17 protein-coding genes are annotated in these 19,373 nt (G+C 55.1%); 5 read left to right on the top strand and 12 right to left on the bottom strand.

The genetic code is table 11. The annotated features are described in order from the left end of the window. Nucleotides 1-48: 48 nt before the first annotated feature. Genes ACTU44_RS20570 through ACTU44_RS20580 form a run of 3 tightly spaced genes read right to left on the bottom strand, consistent with a single transcriptional unit; the run spans nucleotide 49 to nucleotide 1,685 of the window. The gene (locus tag ACTU44_RS20570) at nucleotides 49-336 is read right to left on the bottom strand and encodes a hypothetical protein (protein ID WP_114097137.1); all 288 of its coding nucleotides are present in this window, start codon (nucleotides 334-336) and stop codon (nucleotides 49-51) included. A 24-nt stretch (nucleotides 337-360) separates the two neighbouring features. Further along, entirely contained in the window at nucleotides 361-1,005 is a 645-nt protein-coding gene (locus ACTU44_RS20575) for a CoA pyrophosphatase (RefSeq protein ID WP_114097136.1), read from the bottom strand. Then, nucleotides 1,005-1,685 (bottom strand): DUF1285 domain-containing protein, encoded by a 681-nt coding sequence (locus tag ACTU44_RS20580; protein ID WP_258548623.1) that lies wholly within the window; start codon nucleotides 1,683-1,685, stop codon nucleotides 1,005-1,007. The genes ACTU44_RS20575 and ACTU44_RS20580 overlap by 1 nt, the downstream gene beginning before the upstream one ends. An 11-nt stretch (nucleotides 1,686-1,696) precedes the next feature. Between ACTU44_RS20580 and ACTU44_RS20585 the strand changes: the two genes are divergently transcribed. Genes ACTU44_RS20585 through ACTU44_RS20600 form a run of 4 tightly spaced genes read left to right on the top strand, consistent with a single transcriptional unit; the run spans nucleotide 1,697 to nucleotide 8,474 of the window. Next, nucleotides 1,697-2,737, top strand: coding sequence for an AAA family ATPase (locus ACTU44_RS20585; RefSeq protein WP_114097134.1), 1,041 nt, complete (start codon nucleotides 1,697-1,699; stop codon nucleotides 2,735-2,737). Next, nucleotides 2,738-3,691, top strand: a complete 954-nt coding sequence (locus ACTU44_RS20590; protein WP_114097133.1) for a DUF58 domain-containing protein — start codon at nucleotides 2,738-2,740, stop codon at nucleotides 3,689-3,691. It abuts the gene before it with no gap. Beyond that, nucleotides 3,688-6,402: a DUF4159 domain-containing protein gene (locus ACTU44_RS20595; protein WP_114097132.1), complete on the top strand. Its 2,715-nt coding sequence runs from the start codon at nucleotides 3,688-3,690 to the stop codon at nucleotides 6,400-6,402. The genes ACTU44_RS20590 and ACTU44_RS20595 overlap by 4 nt, the downstream gene beginning before the upstream one ends. Continuing rightward, entirely contained in the window at nucleotides 6,399-8,474 is a 2,076-nt protein-coding gene (locus ACTU44_RS20600) for a hypothetical protein (protein WP_462096250.1), read from the top strand. Before ACTU44_RS20595 ends, ACTU44_RS20600 begins: the two co-directional genes overlap by 4 nt. Before the next feature lie 51 nt (nucleotides 8,475-8,525). Here the strand turns inward: ACTU44_RS20600 and ACTU44_RS20605 are convergent, their stop codons facing one another. Next, nucleotides 8,526-9,491, bottom strand: coding sequence for a LysR family transcriptional regulator (locus ACTU44_RS20605; protein WP_462096251.1), 966 nt, complete (start codon nucleotides 9,489-9,491; stop codon nucleotides 8,526-8,528). 175 nt (nucleotides 9,492-9,666) lie between these two features. On the opposite strand from ACTU44_RS20605, the gene ACTU44_RS20610 reads away from it, so the two are divergent. Beyond that, the gene (locus tag ACTU44_RS20610; protein WP_462096252.1) at nucleotides 9,667-10,629 is read left to right on the top strand and encodes a glutathione S-transferase family protein; all 963 of its coding nucleotides are present in this window, start codon (nucleotides 9,667-9,669) and stop codon (nucleotides 10,627-10,629) included. Between the two features lie 114 nt (nucleotides 10,630-10,743). Here ACTU44_RS20610 and ACTU44_RS20615 read toward each other — a convergent pair whose 3' ends face one another. The 8 genes from ACTU44_RS20615 to ACTU44_RS20650 all read right to left on the bottom strand — a co-directional run bounded on the left by ACTU44_RS20615 (nucleotide 10,744) and on the right by ACTU44_RS20650 (nucleotide 19,302). Then, entirely contained in the window at nucleotides 10,744-11,247 is a 504-nt protein-coding gene (locus tag ACTU44_RS20615) for a F0F1 ATP synthase subunit B family protein (RefSeq protein WP_114097128.1), read from the bottom strand. A gap of 4 nt (nucleotides 11,248-11,251) precedes the next feature. Continuing rightward, nucleotides 11,252-11,737, bottom strand: a complete 486-nt coding sequence (locus tag ACTU44_RS20620) for a F0F1 ATP synthase subunit B family protein (RefSeq protein WP_114097127.1) — start codon at nucleotides 11,735-11,737, stop codon at nucleotides 11,252-11,254. Between the two features lie 74 nt (nucleotides 11,738-11,811). Continuing rightward, a complete protein-coding gene (locus ACTU44_RS20625) occupies nucleotides 11,812-12,036 on the bottom strand; it encodes an ATP synthase subunit C family protein (RefSeq protein ID WP_033068123.1) in 225 nt (74 codons plus the stop codon). Between the two features lie 60 nt (nucleotides 12,037-12,096). Next, nucleotides 12,097-12,819 carry a F0F1 ATP synthase subunit A gene (locus ACTU44_RS20630; RefSeq protein WP_114097126.1) on the bottom strand — a complete coding sequence of 241 codons (723 nt, stop codon included), beginning with the start codon at nucleotides 12,817-12,819 and terminating at the stop codon, nucleotides 12,097-12,099. Between the two features lie 34 nt (nucleotides 12,820-12,853). Beyond that, the gene (locus ACTU44_RS20635; RefSeq protein WP_462096253.1) at nucleotides 12,854-13,207 is read right to left on the bottom strand and encodes an AtpZ/AtpI family protein; all 354 of its coding nucleotides are present in this window, start codon (nucleotides 13,205-13,207) and stop codon (nucleotides 12,854-12,856) included. Nucleotides 13,208-13,661: 454 nt separating this feature from the next. Next, a complete protein-coding gene (locus ACTU44_RS20640; protein WP_462096254.1) occupies nucleotides 13,662-14,993 on the bottom strand; it encodes a class I SAM-dependent methyltransferase in 1,332 nt (443 codons plus the stop codon). Between the two features lie 105 nt (nucleotides 14,994-15,098). Continuing rightward, complete coding sequence (gene smc, locus ACTU44_RS20645) at nucleotides 15,099-18,632, bottom strand: chromosome segregation protein SMC (protein ID WP_114097124.1); 3,534 nt, start codon at nucleotides 18,630-18,632, stop codon at nucleotides 15,099-15,101. A gap of 73 nt (nucleotides 18,633-18,705) precedes the next feature. Then, the gene (locus tag ACTU44_RS20650) at nucleotides 18,706-19,302 is read right to left on the bottom strand and encodes a thioredoxin domain-containing protein (protein WP_114097123.1); all 597 of its coding nucleotides are present in this window, start codon (nucleotides 19,300-19,302) and stop codon (nucleotides 18,706-18,708) included. Nucleotides 19,303-19,373 lie beyond the last annotated feature (71 nt).

A 19,373-nucleotide genomic window follows, 5' to 3' on the forward strand; every position in this document is an offset into this window, starting at 1 on the left:
CTTAAACGCTTATCCGTCTGAACATAAACTTCGATATGTCATGCCAGGTTATTTTTTTGGCTCGAAATAGCCCGGCTCGACCACACCGTCACGCAGTACCGGGGCATGATAGATGGAATCAGGCGGTGCGCCAGTCCCTAGTGCCGTGAAAATCAGGATAGCGGCCGTCAGTGCAACACCGGCCCCGAACAGCAGCAACCAGGGACCTTTATTCCATGGCGGAATAACGTCGTGACCTTCCCGGATCGCCTTGACGCGTGCCCATTTCAACCACAGCCCGTAAAGGACAAAGGGCAGGATCAGAGGCAGGCCGATCTGGATGATTTGTCGCAACATAAAGCTGAGTTCCTGACACTTGGTTTAAGGTTGGAAGGTCTGTGTATTGGCGCGGATGACTTCACTGAAGTTTACCAGCATTCCGGCTGTTGCCCCCCATATGTAATATTCCCGGTACGGAATGGCAAAATACCGCCGACGCATTCCCTCGAATGTAACGGTCTGGAGCTTCTGGTTTCTCGGATCGATGATAAAGTTAAGGGGTACTTCAAAAACCTCGGCCACTTCATGGTCATCTGGCGACAGATCAAAGGGGGGTGTCACCAGACCAATCACCGGGGTCACCTGATATCCGGTCACGGTATAATAATCGTCAATTCGTCCGACCAGATCGACATGCCGTCGCGACAGACCAATTTCTTCTTCGGTCTCACGCAAGGCGGTTTCTTCGAGCGTCGCGTCCTCTTCTTCCTGACGGCCACCGGGAAAACTGATTTGCCCGGCATGGTCACTAAGATGATCCGTTCTTCGGGTTAAAATGACATGCAAACCGGCTTCACGTTTTACCAATGGCACCAGAACGGCCGCAGGCCGTGACACCAGTTCGCCCTCGGCAAAGGCACGCGCGCGCGATTTCGACCCCGGATAGTCAACAGCATGATCACCCCGACGTTGCAAAATGTCGGTCTGGGGTGCCCTGAGGGCGGCAATGATATCATCTGGACTCATCAAACAGCCTCCATCCGGCCAATCTCGAAGAAGTGTCCATGACTATACACGCCAATACGTAACATATTGCTTTCGGGCTCAATAATTTCGTCCGCCAGTTCAACCAGCTGATAAAATACCGCCCGGTTCAGGCGCGCCTCAAGACCGCGTTCGAGGCTGATATAGGGGGATGGTTCGTCAGTTTCCGGATCATGTTCAACCCGCAAGGGATGGGACATATCAAGTTCCACCCATTGATCAATATTGGTCCGGAAACGAATGATCTGATCCTGTCCGCTGCCTTCATTTTGCATCTCGACGGTAATGAAGGCGACGTCTTCAACCTCGATGCGGGCCATCTCGGCAGGCGTCACCAGCCAATGGCCGCCTTCATCGTCACGTTGCAGGACGGAAGAAAAAAGTTTCACCAGCTCAATTCGGCCAATCGGGCCACCTTGATAGAACCAGGTTCCATCCCGACCTATAGACATAGGAATATCGCCGCAGATTTGCGGATGCCGCCCACTACCCGGCTTTTGCCCGCGCAGGCGCGACCACAATTTTTCGGCAAGATCGACGGTTTGTTGGTTGTCACTCATGCTGTACAGTTGATCCTGAGCCAGACGTTTTCCCGTAATATTTATGTGAATCCATCTGCGCTCTTCAACCTGCTGGCATCCATGCTGCAACAAAGGAAGCAAAGTTTCGCATCATGACAAACGCGCCACGTTTCCCCGAAGAAATGGGATTTTCCCAAGATAGCAGTCTGGAACGCGACGCCGCTCGTTTAGACGAATGTGTCGCGCGGCTGGCCGAAGCCCGCAAAATGGTTTCATCTGTTATATTTGGGCAGAATGAAGCCGTAGAGCAAACACTTATCGGTATTTTATCAGGCGGTCACGTCCTGATGGTCGGTGCGCCGGGGCTTGGCAAATCATTGCTTGCCCATACGCTCGGCAAGGTTCTGGGGCTTCTGGACAAACGTGTTCAGTTCACCCCTGATCTGATGCCGGCCGATATCCTCGGCTCCGAAGTCCTTGAAGAAGGTGCCGACGGCAAGCGGGCATTTCGCTTTATCAAGGGTCCGGTCTTCTGCCAGTTGTTGCTGGCTGACGAGATCAACCGCGCCAGCCCGCGTACCCAGTCCGCCCTGCTTCAGGCGATGCAGGAACGCGAAGTATCCGTCGCCGGATACAGCCACAAGCTTCCCGAACCGTTCCATGTTGTCGCAACCCAGAACCCGCTGGAACAGGAAGGGACATATCCCCTTCCAGAGGCACAGCTTGACCGTTTCCTTCTGGAAGTGCGCCTTGGCTATCCCGACGCAGACGAAGAACGCAAAATCGTAACCGAAACCACCGGGCGGTATCCGACCCGTCCGCGTCAGGTTCTTCAGGCAGATGATCTGGTCGAGGCACAGGATTTTGTCCGTCGCCTGCCAATGCCTGACCGGGTGCTTGATACCATCATTGCACTCTGTCGCGAATGCCGCCCGGAAAGCACATCGCTTTCCGACATCCGCGACAATGTTGCATGGGGTCCGGGGACGCGTGCCGCACAGGCGCTTTCGCTGGCATGCCGGGCACGTGCGATGCTGTTTGGACGTTTCGCCCCGTCGCTTGAGGATATCGAAGAACTCGCCGTCCCCGTCCTGCGTCATCGTTTCGGTCTGACCTATGGCGCGCGCGCCGAAGGGTTCACTGCCAAAGGCCTGATCACGGATGCCCTTGCCCACTTGCAGGAGAAAGCATAATTGGCCGTTCCCGCCGTGCATGATCATGTTGCCGCCGCACGCGCCCTTGCGGCACGGCTGCCACAGCTGATTGATGAGTCCCGCAGAACGGCCATCAGTTTGCGAAGCGGTCTGCATGGCAATCGCAAGGTCGGCCCGGGCAGTGATTTCTGGCAATTCCGGCCCTATGTTCCCGGCGACCCAACCAACCAGATAGACTGGCGTCGGTCCGCACGCAGCGATCATACCTTTATCCGCCAGACCGAATGGCAAGCCAGTCACAATTACTGGATCTGGCCTGTCCTTTCGCCGTCCATGTACTGGTCATCCGATAGTTCCATTCCGTCCAAGGCCGAGCGCACCCTGATCATTTCCATCGCGCTGGCCGATCTTTTGATCCGCAATGGCGAGACCGTTGGCACCTTTGACGGGGAACGCACCCGGATCACGTCGGCCGAACATCTTGAAAAGCTGGCCCATGCGATGCTGGCAACACCGCAAAGCATCGCCGAACAAGGAAGCGGCATACATGCCGGGCGCAAGCAATCGGTCCTGCTATTGGGTGATTTTCTGGAATTTTCCGATCAGGCTGAAAAAAGCACCAATGTCATCCGGCGACTTGGCCAGTATCAGAATGACGGTGCACTGGTGCAAATTCTTGATCCGGCTGAAATATCCCCGCCATTTCGCGGACGCGTTGATCTGTTTGATACCGACGATCAGATGATCTATCGCAGCGAAAAGTTCGAAGACATTGCGGATGGCTTCAAACAGCGGGCCCGCAAATGGCGCGCAGCAGTGCGCGATGCTGCACGTCATAATGACTGGCTTTATGATCGTCATGTCACGTCCGAAAGTGCCAGCCCGACCCTGCTTGCGCTGTATCAGCATCTCAGCGAGCGGCAAAATCAAAGCGGATCAAACGGTCGCGGACGACCAAACTTGCATCGCCATAACCAGCAGGAGATGTCATGAGCCTGTCGGCCATCACATTCCTTTATCCTGCGATGCTGGCTGGCCTGATGGTTTTGCCGATTGTATGGCTTTTGATCCGCTCGGCCCCGCGTGCGCCAAAGAATGTGATCTTTCCGGCCGCACGGCTATTACGCGGTCTGAAAAGCCAGCGCCGCGATATTCAGCGCGCCCCGATCTGGCAGACTATTCTGCGCTGTCTTATCCTGACATTACTGATCATTGCCGCCGCGCGTCCGGTGATGAACCGCAACGACTTTGCCCGGAATGAGGGGGCGCTTCTGATCATTGCCGATAACGGTTGGGAAAGTGCTGCCAACTGGTCGCAATATCGCGTCGCCTTGCAACAGATTGCCAATCAGGCGCGCTTTGACCTTCGGACCATCTATGTCGCGCGCACCGCCCCCGAGGCCGCAGGCGCATCGACATGGAAATTGCCCGAACTTGTTGGCCCGGTTTCCCCGCATGATACTGAAAACCTGATTGATCGACTGCATCCGCGCCCGTGGAATTCCGACTATGCGGCCCTTTCTGATCTGATTTCCGAAAATCCGGAAATGAATAATGCGATCGGAAGTATCCTGTGGCTGACCGACAATATGGATGGCCCAGGCAAATCCGCACTTGCCACAGACCTTCAGGATATTGCCCCGATCACCGTTATTTCGCCGACCCGGACCGACCGGATTGCCATCACATCACTGACACGTTCGCGCACCGGCATGGTTGTATCCATCGCCCATGACCGCAACGAGAATCCGCGTACAATCAACCTGCTGGCCCGTGGCGAACGGGGTTCCGTCCTGTTACGCCATACTGCCGAACTTGCCGCCAATAGTGACCAGAGCGAAATCGCCATCTTTTTACCAAGTGACATTGCCAATGCCATTCAGGCTGTCGGCGTTGAAGGTATCGAAAGTGCGGCAACGATGTATCAGACCGGGGCGCGCTGGCAACAGCGGCGCGTTGGCGTGATTGTCAGTTCAGGTGACAGTCCCGGTGTTCTGTCAGATCAGTATTTCTTCCTTGATCGTGCCATTTCACCCTATGCCGATGTGACCTATGCGCCGCTTGGTCAGCTTCTGGACAGGAAAGTCGACATTCTGGTCGCAACCGGCCCGATTTCCGGTCTTGGCAGCCAGTTCGAAGCACTGGAACGCTGGGTCAATGACGGCGGAATGCTGGTGCGATTTGCCGGTGACAGTTCGACCGACATCGGCAATGAATTTTTGCCGGTGACGCTGCGTCTGGGCAACCGCGATTTTGGTGGTTCCATGTCATGGGAGAAGCCAAAGCGCCTGCTTGATTTCCCCGATAACAGTCCGTTTTACGGCATTGCCATTCCGGGCGACATCACCGTTAACCGCCAGCTTCTTGCCGAACCGGACCCAGATATTCTGAGCAAGACCTGGGCGCGACTGACCGATGGCACCCCCCTGATCACCAGTGCCACGCGCAATTCCGGCCGTATTGTTCTGTTCCATGTAACACCTTGGGCGGACTGGTCGAACCTTCCGATGTCGGGTCTGTTTGTCGAGCTGTGGCAAAAAATCCTGCCTCTTGCCAGCCCAAGTAACAATAGTGACGCCGAACTCAGCACCAGCCTGCCGCCGCAAGCGGTTCTGGACGGGTTTGGACAAACCCATCAACCAGATGCGGTGATCCTGCCGGTGCGAGCACCACTTCCGCCCCCGAACCCGCGCCACCCGCCGGGTATTTACGGGGAAAACGGACAGGCGGTTGCACTTAACCTTGGCCCGTCCCTTGGCAATGTTGCCAATACCGTCAACTGGCCATCCGGGGTGAGTGTCCGCCAGATTACCCGTCATGACCAGGTCGATCTGGCAGCCCTTTGTCTGTTGGGGGCACTGTTGTTGTTGCTGTGTGATGCGCTGATCCTGCTTGCCATTCATCATGTGACGTTACGACGTAACCGGCGCAGCAATGCCTTTACCTCGATCCTGATGGTGATCGGAATTACGGGGATGACCAGCGCCATCCTTATGGGATCGTCCGGAAGCAGTCATGCAGCCTCGCTACAGGAAGCCGCCCTGCAACCACGTCTGGCCTATTTGAAAACCGGCGTGGCACCGGTCGACCGCCTTAGTCAGGCCGGCATGACCGGTTTGACGGAATATCTGCGCCGTCGCAGTGCTGCGGACCTTAATACAGTCGATGGGATCGATCCTGAAACTGACGAGCTAAGTTTCTATCCCCTGATCTATTGGCCACTTGTTGACGGACAGGCTGCGTTTTCGGAGCGCGCACGCGAACGGTTGAACCGCTATCTGAATAATGGCGGCATGATCCTGATCGACAGTCGCGACCGCGAAGTTCAGCCAGCCCGCCTGCGCCGTTTGCTGGCCGGGCTTGAAGTTCCGCTTCTTGATCGGGCACCGGGCGATCACATTCTGTTTCGCAGTTTCTATTTGCTTGATCATGCCTATGGCCGGTTTTCCGCCCCGCTTTGGCTTGATGCTCGCCCCAATCAGCGACTGGACGGTGTTGCCTCGGTTTTATTTGGTGGCAATGACTGGGCATCGGCCTGGATGATCCCCGAAGGCCGCGATGAAATCCGCTCAGAGGACATCGCCCCGCGTCAGCGCGAAATGGCGGTGCGCTTTGGCATCAATCTTGTGATGTATGCCCTGACCGGAAGTTACAAGGGCGATCAGGTCCACCTTCCAGCCATTCTGGAAAGGCTGGGACGATGAATCAGGGCTGGCAAAACCTCCAGATTTCCCCGCTGCTTGATATCACGATCCTTCAGGGCTTGGCGGTACTGTGTCTTGGGGCAATCATTCTGTTTACCCTGTTTAGACTGCGCGGGACGGTCTGGCGCGGGGGGGTGATGGTGCTTGTCCTGCTTGCGCTTCTGGCACCGCAATTCACTGACCGCGAAAGTGAGAAGCTGAGCGACATTGTGCTGGTTCTGGTCGACAGATCGGCAAGTCAGCGCATTGCCAACCGGACAGAGCAGACGGACAAGGCCATCGCCGAACTCAGGGATCGTTTTGCAGATGATCCATCGGTCGAGTTGCGGTTCGAAAATGTCAGAGGTGAGTCAGACACACGCATGTTTGCCGTTCTTGATCGGATGCTGGGCGGCATTCCGCGTGAACGTCTGGGCGGGGTGATGATGATCACCGACGGCCAGGTCCATGACGTTCCGACCCGCCTTGATCTTGGTGCGCCTTTGCATGTTCTGATCAGCGGCGCGCGCGATGAACGCGACCGCCGCCTTGTCATTCGTCAAAGTGCTGATTACGGCATTGTTGGCAAAAAGGCCGAATTCATGATCGAGGCGATTGATCATGACCTGCCGCCCGGTACCGCCATCCCGGTCAGGATGCTGCTTGAAGACGGCACTGAAAATGAAATCTTGCTGCCTGCCAACGAGCAGAGCCGGGTCAGCATTCCCGTACCCCATGCCGGATCGGTTCTGGCAGAATTGCGCATGGATGACGCGCCCGAGGAAACCGATAAAACCAATAATCGCCTGATCCTTGAAACCACCGGCGTTCGTGACCGGTTGCGGGTCTTGCTACTATCGGGGGAACCCCATCCGGGTGAACGGGCATGGCGCAATCTTTTGCGGGCTGATCCCGGTGTTGATCTGGTGCATTTCACCATTTTGCGTCCGCCCGAAAAAGGCGATGACACACCGATCAATGAACTGGCCCTGATCCCGTTTCCGATCCGCGATCTTTTTGAAGTTCGCCTGCGTCAGTTCGATCTGATCATTTTTGACCGCTATCAAATGCGCGGGGTTTTGCCGCCGCACTATCTGGAAAAGGTTGTTGATTTTGTGCGCTGGGGCGGGGCTGCATTGGTGGTTGCCGGGCCGGAATATATCGGACCTGACGGGCTATCAAGCACTGCCCTTAACAGCCTGATGCCCGCCGAAGCAACCGGTCGCATCGTCGAACAACCATTTGTTCCGCGTGTGAATGCGGCTGGTCGACTGCATCCGGTGACCGCCGCAATTGCCGGATCACCAAACACACCACCGAAATGGGGGCGGTGGTATCGTCAGATCGAAACACGGGTTTCCGATCCCGATGCCATGACGCTTCTGACCGGGGCTGATGACATGCCGCTTCTGACCTTGCAACGGGTTGAGGAAGGCCGGGTCGCGATGCTCAGTTCCGACCAGATGTGGCTGTGGCAACGGGGTCATGACGGTGGTGGCCCGGTTGCCGAACTGTTGCGCCGCCTGTCACATTGGCTGATGAAGGAGCCCGCTCTTGACGAAAACACGGTTACGACGTCGCGCAGTGCCGACGGACAAAGCCTTATCCTGAACTGGCGCAAGATCGGAGCAGCACCGGATAGGGCAAGCGCCATCAATCCGGAAACCGGCGAGCAGATCAATGCCAGTTTCGAACAATTGCCCAACCAGTCGTGGCAGGCCGTCGTGCCGATTGCGGAACGCGGGCTGATCCGGGTCAGCGTTCTTGATCGCAATGATCGCCAGCAAACAGCCCTGCATGTCGATCGGGATGTTTTGACTGCAGAAACCCAGAACACCAACTCCACACCGGAACTTCTGGCCGGACTGGTGGCAGAAAATGGCGGTTATATCGGGCGGATCGAAGACGGTCTTCCGGATTTGCGCCATGTTCCCGATGATCGCATCTGGCATGGTGGCAATTGGGCAGGTTTCATTGAAACCGACAGCTACAAGACCGTGATTGGCGGTATCACCAACCTGCTGCCGATCCCGATCATTGCCCTGCTGATCGGGGCGATCTGCCTTCTTGGCTGGCGGGTGGAAAGCAAATAGCTTCTCTGTTGCGATGGACCAAAAACGCCAACAACCCTGTGCGAACACATATCAGGGGGCCAGACGCTGCCGCCCCCGACCTTCCTTGTATTCCTTGCAGGCAGCTTCGTGGAAATTGCAAAGCCCGCCACGGAATTTTTCGGCCAGAAAATCGATAAACACACGTACCTTGCTCGGCAGGTGGCGACGTTCCGGATATACCGCATAGATACCGCCATTATTGAGCGGATCATAATCCTTGAGAATGCGGACAAGCCTGCCTTCGCTGAGCGCCTCGGCAACGATGAATTCCGGCTCGCGCGCGATACCCAGCCCCCGGATGGCTGCAATTGATGTGAACTCACCGTTATTGCACGACATGACCGGATTGACCCGGACCGTGACCGGACCATCGGGACCTTCGAAATCCCAGATATTCGGGCTGGCAACGTTGGTATAGGCAAGTGTCTTGTGATCGGCCAGTTCCTGGGGTGTTTTCGGCTCGCCATGCTGTTCGAGATAAGTCGGTGCAGCAACGACGTGACCGGTAAAATCGGCCAGCTTGCGCGCGATCATGCTTGAATCCTTGAGACGGGTAATGCGGATCGCCATATCGAACCCTTCGGCGACCAGATCAACCATATGATCGGCCAGATGAATATCGACATGCAGCCCCGGATACATTGCCATGAATTCCGTGACCAGTTGCGGCAAATACATTTGCCCGAACGTCAGGGGTGCCGAAATCCGAAGGGTACCACGCGGCGTCCCGCGCAAATCAGTCAGGGCATGTTCGGCTGTTTCGATCTCTTCGACGACACGTGCACAATGCTGATAAAAGGTCGACCCGGCATCGGTCAGACTAAGACGACGTGTCGTACGGTTCAGGAGCCGGATGCCAAGACTGTCTTCAAGCTTGGTGACATGCTTGCTGACAGCGGATTTTGACATGCCGAGTTTGCGTGCAGCACCGGAAAAACTGGCTTCCTCAACCACGCGGGCAAAAACGGTCATACCGTCCAGATTACCGATCAACATCGTCGTTCTCCTGATCGCTTCGCAACACGACTGTTGCGCATTGGGAAACAAATAAATCTCACATCACCGGATTGTCTTCAATGCGGAAATGGCGACAATGAAAGAAACAGCATAATTACCGACCTGCCATGATCATCGTTAGGCGTGACGCGCAGGTCCGTGACGGAGGAACAAGATGGGTCAACTGGTAAATGGCGTATGGCAGACCGAAGCGCTGCTGGCCAAGAACAAAAACGGCAAGTTCAACCGGCAGGACTCGGTCTTTCGGCAATGGCTTTCTGCTGACCCCGATGCCGAATTCCCGGCCGAATCAGGTCGTTACCATCTTTATGTTTCCTATGCCTGCCCCTGGGCCCATCGCACCCTGATCTTCCGCGCCCTCAAAGGCCTTGAAGACATGATTTCGGTATCGGTCGTACATTGGCACATGGGTGACGATGGATGGCAATTCTCGCCCGATGAGGGTCTTGTTGATGACTTGGGCGGTCATGCCTTGCTGCATCAGGTCTATATCGCGGCCAAATCCGATTATACCGGTCGCGTCACCGTTCCGGTCCTGTGGGACAAGAAAACAAGCCGGATCGTCAGCAACGAATCTTCTGACATCATCAGAATGTTAAATACCGCCTTTGACAGAGTTGGCGCCAAAGCGGGCGACTACTATCCCGAACATTTGCGCAGTGAAATCGATGCCGTTAACGAGCGTGTTTATCATGATGTGAATAACGGCGTTTACAAATCCGGGTTTGCCACCAGCCAGGAGGCCTATGAAGAGGCCGTTACGACCCTTTTTGATGCGCTGGACTGGCTTGAACACCGTTTGAGCAAACAGGCCTACCTGATTGGCGACACACTGACAGAAGCCGACTGGCGCCTGTTCCCGACCCTGTTGCGCTTTGATGCGGTCTATCACGGTCATTTCAAATGTAACCGCAAGATGATCCACGAATATCCCAATCTGTGGAACTACACCAAGGCGCTTTATCAGCACCCCGGTGTCAAACAGACCGTGCATTTCGATCACATCAAAAAACACTATTACCAAAGCCACCCGTCAGTGAACCCGTCGGGCGTTGTGCCGGTCGGGCCGGACCTTGATTTTGACGGTGCCCATGATCGGGATCGTTTTTTACGTTAAGGCACGCCAGTTTGTCAGCCCCGACGAAATGACGAAGCAGGTTCCTGGCTGAACACAAACAAAAACCCCGCAAGCGATGCTTGCGGGGTTTTCAATTTCCGAAACCGGAAAATCTTAGTTCAGGCGAACTTTGATTTCCGCGATCGCGCCGTTCACCAACTCGTCTGCCTTGGCACCCGCGACCTTGTCAGTGACAAGGGCAGTGGTTGCCTTTGCTGCGATTTCGGCGACATGCGCACGAACTTCAGCAACAGCCTGGCTTTCCAGGTTGGAGATACGTTCCAGAGCCTGCTGCTCGCGGCGTTTAAGTGCCGCTTTCAGCTCAGCCTGGGCGCTTTCAAGCATACGATCGGCTTCCACCTTCGCATGTGCGCGGATCTCGTCAGCTTCCTTCAGGGCTTCGCGTTGTTTGGCCTGATAATTGGCCAGAAGCTCTTGAGCTTCTTCGCGAAGACGCTGAGCTTCGTCCAGCTCGTCAGAGATCTTCTGCGCACGTTTATCAAGTGCGCTCGAGATGCCTTTAACGGCCTTGAAACCGCCAAAACCGGCGACCAGGACGAAAGAAAGCGTAGTCCAGGTGTATGGATCGGTAAGGAAAGTAACCTCTTGGGTTGCCATTATCTTACTCTCCTACAATCGCCGAAACGGCCTTGTCGGCAGTTTTGGCCTGAACCTTGACACCGATAAGTTTTTCGGTTGCTTCGCGGGCAATTTCCGATGCTGCTTCTGCAACACCGCTCAGTGCATCCGTTTTGGCATCCGCAATTGCCTTCTCGGCATCAGATGTCTTTTTAGACAGCTTCTTGACCAGCGCTTCGGTTTTCTTGGCCTGCTCTGCAGCAGCCTTTTCCGAAGCTTCGCGAATGTCAGCCTGTGCGGCGTCACGAGCTTCTGCCAGAGCAGCCTCGTATTTCGCGATGGCGGCATCGGTTTCGTCTTTCAACGCCCGGGCCTTGCCAAGGTTGTCTTCGATGGTTTTCTGACGGCGTTCAAGCACTTCACCAACTTTCGGCAGCGCGATTTTCGACATCAAGAAATACAAGACGGCGAAAATAACGAACAGCCAGAAGATCTGTGCTGAGAACGTCGCAATATCAAACTGCGGCATAGCCTACTCCCGAATTCAACGACACCGGCGAGGGTCTTCCTCGCCGGGCCGTGTATTCGCTCAAAAGGCGCCGATTAGACGAACAGAACGATCAGCGCAACGACGAGTGCGAACAGTGCAATAGCTTCGGTAACAGCAAAGCCGATCCAGCCATACAGTTCAACGTCGCCTTTTGCAGCCGGGTTACGGCCAACAGTCGCAATCAGGCTCGACCAGATGTTACCAACACCAATACCGGCACCAATCATGCCAATAGCAGCCAGGCCAGCACCGATCATCTTAGCAGCATCGAGTTCCATAACTTCACCCTTTCGAATTTCTTAAAGGCAATCAGAAGAGATCACACCAAACCACACACATTAGTGCATGTGGATTGCATCATGGAGATAGATGCAGGTGAGAATTGTGAACACATAAGCCTGAAGCGCAGCAATGCCGAACTCCAGAACAGTAATCCCCGTCAGCAGAGCGAACGGAAGCACGCCGAGAATGCCAATCAGGCCGACGAACCCACCGATAACTTTCAGCATGATGTGGCCGACGGTCATGTTTGCAAACAGTCGGATAGCCAGGCTGAACGGACGAGAGAAATAGGAGATGATTTCAATCGGGACCAGAATGATCGCAGTCGCAATCGGCGCACCTTCGGGGAAGAACATCCGAAGGTAATGCGTACCATGACGCATAAAGCCGATGACCGTCACACCGATGAAGATCACCAGAGCCAGCGCGAAGTTAACCGCGATGTGGCTCGTAAATGTAAAGCTGTGCGGGATCATGCCAAGCAGGTTCCCGAACATAACGAACATGAACAACGTAAAAATGAACGGGAAGTACTTGCGACCCGCGCTTCCAACGTTATCTTTGAGCATATTGGCGACGAATTCGTACATCACCTCGGCAGCACCCTGCCAGCGACCCGGGACCAATGCACCGCGACGCATGGACAGCGTCATGAAGCACGTTACGAGAACGGCTGCGATTACCATCCAAAGGGCGGAGTTGGTGAAGGAAATATCAATGCCACCAAGCGAAAGCTCGGCCAAGGGCTTGATTTCAAACTGCTCTAGCGGTCCAGCCACCGTAATCCTCGCTCAATATTATAAGGCTTCGGGGTTATTCCCCGTCCCCCTGCTTGTCCTCCCTTATCGCACGACCAAGACCGACAGCACTGTCATAGCCTTTGGCAACACGATAAGCGTTCAAGCCTCCGGCACCTGCCCCGAGAAAAACGAACAGGACAAGAAGCCAAGGCGTCGTATCAAGCACCCGATCCAGCGCCCAGCCAATCAACAAGCCAACAAGAACAGCAGCGATCATTTCCGCCGAAATTCTCATGCCTAGTGCCATCCCTTGGGACGGTTTGCCAGTCGCCCGGTTCGGGCCGCGCGTCTCTTCGCGTTTGCCTGCTACAGCTGCCAGCTTGCTTTCCAGCTCTTCTAATGAAGCGCGATCTTTATCATCGCTCATTGTCGTGAACCCCGCTTTGGCAACCTCGCAAACGTCGCAAGGAAATGCGCGGGCAACATACTTAGCACCCCATGGGCTGTCAAGCTGTAAAACCCCGCCTCGCAAGCGGGATCAAAACAGGCATAAGTCTTTTTATAACAATGTCTTATATTGAATAATGTGAAGGAAAACACTTTTGCACTTAGGCAATAGTCGCAGACGATTAAGCTGCCATTTTTGCAAGCAGGTCGGCTGCAACCGGCAGTTTCCCTTGGTTATCATGGATTTGGCAGCAAAGAGCGCAACATATTACAATGTGATCTAATTTCACATGCACCTGCGATTTTCAGTGATTCTGGTCGATATTTTACGGTGTTGGCGTAGTTTTTCCCGACCAGTTGCACCACAGGTTGGTCGATTCACCCCGGGTCGCTCAAAACACAATTCACAAACGAGAATCTCGACGATCACAGCGTCAAAGTTTGCGGATGCTCAATCGACGTTCGCTTTCGGATTTTTGCCAGCCATCGGGACGGCTTGCCAGCATCCAGTCAAACTTGTGGAACAACGCCCAGACAGCTCCAAGCGTGTTGATGGCAATCGAATTCATATCGATGGGCTGTTTGACCAGAATCTCGTCACGCAGAATCCGGACCAGATCGGCCACCGTGTTCTTGCCATCAAACACCGATAACAATCGCGCCAGATCAGGACCGCCTGTCAGGTCAACGGCATTACCACTGCCATCTTCGATCAGGACCGGCTTGCCTGCCAGGGCAACCAGATCATCAAAGAATGTGTCATCCGGTTTGACAAAGAAATATGGTGCAAGTTCCCCATCCGGCAGCATTTCTGCCACCTGCGCACGGTCTTCACGGGTCAGATAAAACGCATGGAGCGGCATGGCCCCGCTGTAACGTTCGCAAAATGCCTGCTGATCGCGGAGTGGCTTGGCCGAAAGTTGCCGCAACAAGACCGGATCTCGTACCAGATTGCCAACCGCGTAATGCGCCTTGCCCGTCCCACCGAACCCGAAAAATCCGGTAAAGGCCGCAACATGCAAACCCGCTGATGCGGCAAAGTCATAGACCCCGTGAACGTCATAAGCACATTCGACAGGATGAAGCAGCAAATCAACAATTTCAGGATCGTTTTCAAGCAATCCTTTGATGAACCCCGGACCACCGCCCATCTTGAGCAGCATATTGTCGTCGGGCAGATTGCCCAGCAACGTGCGCGTCATGGCAAGTTGTTCGGACAAACTTTTGTTGACGAGAAGCGGTTCGATCATCTTGCGCCATTCGGTCACCGCAAGACGACCATGTTCGCCATACACCATAACGCCCATCGCGCCGTCAGGCTTCAAAACCGAAGTCAGATCACGAAGCCCTTCTGGCGGGTTTTCAAGATGGTGCAAAACGCCGGCGCAATTGATGTAGTCGAACGGTTCGGGCTTTGATCGCGCAAATTCGGCAATCGTCGCCTTAACATAGGTAACATTCGCAAGACCGCGCGCCTCGGCACGTGCACGTGCCACCCTGGTGCTGGCTTCGGACGGTTCAAGATATGTCACCGAGCCACCAACATCGCGGAGCTGTTCGGCAAGCCAGACCATGGCATCACCCGTACCGCCGCCGGCAACGAGGGCACGGAATGATCCGTCGATCCCCCCGGCTCCCCCAAAACAGTAGTGATTGACCCGGGACAGATTGTCGAGCGGCGGCATCAACAAACGGTCTTTTTCGTCCTGCGGGTCTCGCAGGGGATAAGGAAACTGTTCGTAAAGCTCACGCACTTTCTGGGACATCAATTCTTCACCGTCATTGAATTTCAATCTCGGTTTAACATTGAGCACCCTATCAGTTTATTAACTTCGGATAATCTAATCGCACCTGAAAACGCGACGGCGACCCTAGCTTGTAAAATCGAGCTCGGTCTGTTCTTTTTTGGAATAGACTTCGGCCTGATGAAGGTCGACCGATACCAGCGACGACACGCCACGTTCTGCCATTGTCACACCAAACAGACGGTTCATGCGGGCCATGGTCATACGGTGGTGGGTGATGACAAGGAAACGGGTATTGGCATGGCGCCCGATCGCTTCAAGCAGCTTGCAGAAGCGGTCAACGTTGGCGTCATCAAGCGGTGCATCGACCTCGTCAAGCACGCAGATCGGGGCCGGGTTGGTCAGGAACACTGCAAACAGCAGTGCGACCGCCGTCAAAGCCTGCTCCCCACCGGAAAGCAGGGAAAGATGCTGAAGCTTCTTGCCCGGCGGGGACGCCATGATTTCAAGTCCGGCTTCAAGCGGATCATCTGCATCGGTCAGCATAAGATGCGCGCCACCGCCACCAAACAGGCGCACAAACAGTTGCTGGAAATGTTTGTCGACCTCGTCAAACGCGGTTTTAAGGCGCGCACGAGCTTCGCGGTTGAGCTGATTGATGCCATTGCGCAGCTTGTCGATGGCAGCAATCAAATCATCGCGTTCAGACACCATCGTGTCTTTCTGTTCCTGCAATTCCGCCAGTTCGACTTCGGCACGCAAGTTAACCGCGCCAAGATTTTCGCGTTCGCGTGACTGGCGTTGCAGGCGCGCTTCGATATCGGTTTCGGACGGCAATTCCTTGGTTAGGTCAATCTGACCAAGTTCGACCAGTTGATCGGGCGTGGCATTGACGCGTTCGCGGATACGCTCGATCAAATCGCGGCGATGCTGTTCGGCCTGTTCGAGCAATGCTTCACACCGCACACGGCCTTCGCGGGCTTCGGCCAGTTTCTGTTCAGCTTCCTTAAGGTTCTGATCCGCTTCACGCTGGGCGTTTTCGGCCTTTTGCAGCTCATCTGCCGCGTCCTTGCGGGTCTGGTCAGACAGCTCGATCCGGTCAGACAGGATCGCCCTGCGTTCTTCGATTTCGTCGGGCTTAAGCTCAAGCTCCTCGATCTCCATGCGGGCTTCTTCCTGACGGTCGCGCAATTCGGCAACACGTTCACCCGCACCCGATGCACGTTCGTTCCAGGTGGCAATTTCGTTTTCAACAAACTCAAGCCGTTTGCGACGGCCTGACATCGCACTTTGCATACGTTCAAGCAGACTTCTTGCTTCCATCTGATCGGCGCGCGCATCGGAAAGATTGGCACGCTGTTCGATCAGTTCGGCCTTGATTTCCATAAGGCCTTCGCTGCTTTCCTCTGGCAGGGCGGAAAGCTCTTCCTGTTCGGCGATGACTTCATCAAGGTCCTGTTTGGCGCGTTTTTCGGCCTCTTCGGCGTTTTGCAGACGGCTCTCAATAGCACTGGCATCGCGCTTGATATTGGCGATTTCCTCGCGGGCCCGCGACAGGGTGCCTTCTGCCTCACGCACAGCACGATGGGCTTCCTGTTCGGCATTGCGCGCAGCTTCGATTTCTTCATCAAGCCGTTCGACATTTTCGCTGGCAATTTCGGACCGCTCAAGGGCAGCTTCGACAACGCCGTCGGCTTCTTCAAGTTCACCGCGCAGCTCATCAAGCCGGTTACGCTGACGCAAACGCACAGCCGCCGGAAGTTCGGCACCGGCCAGAATGCGATAGCCATCCCAACGCCAAAGCGCACCTTCGCGTGACACCAGTCGCTGACCGACTTTCAAATTCTTCGACAGGAAATTACCGGTCGCCTCATCATCGACAATACCGATCTGCCACAGGCGACGGTTCAGAAGTGCCGGTGCCTCGACAAATTTGGCGAGGGCACTTACCCCGTCAGGCAAAGCCGGATCGTCGGTCGCCGGATCAATGGCCGACCAATGCATCGCGGCATCAGGTGCATCAGGCGCATCAAGGTCTTCGCCAAGGGCCGCTGCCATTGCCAGTTCAAGACCGCTTTGCACGGTGATGTCTTCGATCACGCCGGGATATTTATCGTCATCCCCGCCCTTAAGCAGACTTTCAAGCGCCTCGATCTCGGCCACCAGGCGCGCCTTGCGGCTTTCGGCGTCACGCAGGGCATCGCGGGCGTCGCTTTCGGCAGTTTTCAGGCCGTCCTCGCGGTCGCGCATTTCTGCCAGACGCATCTCGGCTTCTTCGACCGCCATTTTGCGTTGCTCGCAAAGCTCTTCGCATTCTTCAAGATGCATGTTTGCTTCTTCAAGGGCCTCGGTAAAGTCGGCCTCGATGCGAATATCATCAAGCTTTGCCACTGCCTCGTCATGACGTTCGGTCAACCGGTTGCGGCGGGTATTAAGCTCGCTTAAGCGCTGCTGGACGGATTTAAGACGGGCTTCTTCCTCGGCGACCTTGTTGGTCAGGGCATCGACCGCACCTTCAAGCTCTTCAACCCGGATGGCCTTTTCGGCGACCCTTTCCTTGGCTTCATCAAGCTCGTCATCCTCGCCACCCTGGGCTTCGCTGAGTTCTTCACGTTCACGTTTCAGCTTTTCAAGCGCACCCTGTGCATCGCTTGCCAGTTCAGCTTCACGCGCAAGGTCGGCATCAATCTGCTGGATGCGGGCGCGAAGCTGGCTCATCTGGGTTTCGATCTGGGCCTTGTCTTTATCAAGGCCTTCGCGTTCGATCAAAAGACGCTGAAGGGCTGCTGCGGCGTCGGCTTCTTTTTTGCGCAAATCCGGAAGGCTTGCCGCAATATGAGCCTGAACCGTTGTCGCCTCGGTCACCGAGGATGTCAGATCACGGACCGCACTTTCACCCGCCACCAGCAATTCACGCGCATCATTCTGACGTTTCTGCGCCTCGGTCCAGCGGATATGGAACAGTAATGCCTCGGTCTCGCGGATGCTGTCGGAAAGCTTGCGATACCGTTCTGCCTGACGGGCCTGTTTTTGTAAACTCGCAAGCTGCGCATCAAGCTGCACAAGAACGTCTTCAAGACGTTCCATATTCTGTTCTGCGTTTTTCAGGCGCAGTTCGGCCTCATGACGACGCGAATGCAGACCGGTAATGCCCGCGGCCTCTTCAAGAATCAGACGACGCTGGATCGGTTTGGCCCCGATCAGCGCACCAATCTTGCCCTGGGAGACCATGGCATTGGATCGTGCACCGGTCGCCGCATCGGCAAACAGCAACTGGACATCGCGCGCACGGACATCCTTGCCATTGACCTTGTAATTCGATCCGCCACCGCGCTCGATACGACGGGTAACTTCAAGAAGCTCGAAATCATTGAACATGGCCGGGGCCTTGCGTTCGCTGTTATCGAGCGTCACAGAAACTTCGGCCACATTTCGGGCAGGACGGGACGATGTCCCGCCAAAGATAACGTCGGACATGTCAGAACCGCGCATCTGTTTGGCGGACGTTTCGCCCATCACCCAGCGCAGTGCTTCAACAAGATTGGATTTGCCACAGCCATTGGGGCCGACAACACCTGTCAGCCCGTCTTCAACCAGTAAGTCTGTTGAATCGACGAAGGATTTGAACCCCGTCAGCTTTAGCGATTTAAACTGGACCAATCATGTCCCCCGGTCCGACCTCTGCCCCTGATGCCGGACACCGTGACCACGGTATCCGGCAGATTTGTTTTATTTAGTCGATAAGGTCTTCGACTTTTTCGATGAAGAATTCAGCGTCACGCGAACCGGCAATGGTTTCACCATCAAGAACGAAACTCGGCGTCGAGGAAACATTGTATTCCTGTTCGCCTTTCATGCGCGAAGCAACGATTGCATCAATCATGTCCTGATCAGCCAGACACGCATCAACGGCATCCCCATTCATGCCACCGAAACGGACAACCTGCTTGATCCCGTCTATCGGGTCTTGTGAACGGGCCCAGGTCAGCTGCGATTTGAACAGCATGCTCAGCACACCGAAATAACGGTCATCGCCCGCACATTGCGCAACAGCTGCTGCACGCAGGGCAACCGCATCAAGCGGATAATCACGGAAAACCAGTTTAAGTTTTCCGGTATCAATCAGCTTTTCCTTGAGTTCGGGCAGAACTTCATTGTGAAAGGTCGCACAATGAGGGCAGGTCAAAGATGCATATTCAATCATCGTGACCGGTGCATTCTCATCACCCAGCACATGTTCTTTCCATTCTGTTGCATGTGCCTGTTGCGTACCAGCGACACCGATCGCAATCAGAAACGCACCTGCAAGAAACTTAACCGCCTTTAGCAAGGAAACCTCCGTTAAAACAAAGTTTTGTGATTACAAGCCTGTTGCAGCGCAGGAGTCAACACGCCCCCCAA

This window comes from Thalassospira sp. SM2505 (assembly GCF_054901115.1).

What these genes read in the sequence shown, in the direction of transcription:
- ACTU44_RS20595 (WP_114097132.1), top strand. Translation starts at nt 3,688, where the DNA reads ATGAGCCTGTCGGCCATCACATTCCTTTATCCTGCGATGCTGGCTGGC.
- ACTU44_RS20640 (WP_462096254.1), bottom strand. Translation starts at nt 14,993, where the DNA reads ATGTCCCAGAAAGTGCGTGAGCTTTACGAACAGTTTCCTTATCCCCTG.
- ACTU44_RS20605 (WP_462096251.1), bottom strand. Translation starts at nt 9,491, where the DNA reads ATGTTGATCGGTAATCTGGACGGTATGACCGTTTTTGCCCGCGTGGTT.
- ACTU44_RS20635 (WP_462096253.1), bottom strand. Translation starts at nt 13,207, where the DNA reads ATGAGCGATGATAAAGATCGCGCTTCATTAGAAGAGCTGGAAAGCAAG.
- ACTU44_RS20615 (WP_114097128.1), bottom strand. Translation starts at nt 11,247, where the DNA reads ATGGCAACCCAAGAGGTTACTTTCCTTACCGATCCATACACCTGGACT.
- ACTU44_RS20625 (WP_033068123.1), bottom strand. Translation starts at nt 12,036, where the DNA reads ATGGAACTCGATGCTGCTAAGATGATCGGTGCTGGCCTGGCTGCTATT.
- ACTU44_RS20585 (WP_114097134.1), top strand. Translation starts at nt 1,697, where the DNA reads ATGACAAACGCGCCACGTTTCCCCGAAGAAATGGGATTTTCCCAAGAT.
- ACTU44_RS20620 (WP_114097127.1), bottom strand. Translation starts at nt 11,737, where the DNA reads ATGCCGCAGTTTGATATTGCGACGTTCTCAGCACAGATCTTCTGGCTG.
- ACTU44_RS20570 (WP_114097137.1), bottom strand. Translation starts at nt 336, where the DNA reads ATGTTGCGACAAATCATCCAGATCGGCCTGCCTCTGATCCTGCCCTTT.
- ACTU44_RS20610 (WP_462096252.1), top strand. Translation starts at nt 9,667, where the DNA reads ATGGGTCAACTGGTAAATGGCGTATGGCAGACCGAAGCGCTGCTGGCC.
- ACTU44_RS20575 (WP_114097136.1), bottom strand. Translation starts at nt 1,005, where the DNA reads ATGAGTCCAGATGATATCATTGCCGCCCTCAGGGCACCCCAGACCGAC.
- ACTU44_RS20600 (WP_462096250.1), top strand. Translation starts at nt 6,399, where the DNA reads ATGAATCAGGGCTGGCAAAACCTCCAGATTTCCCCGCTGCTTGATATC.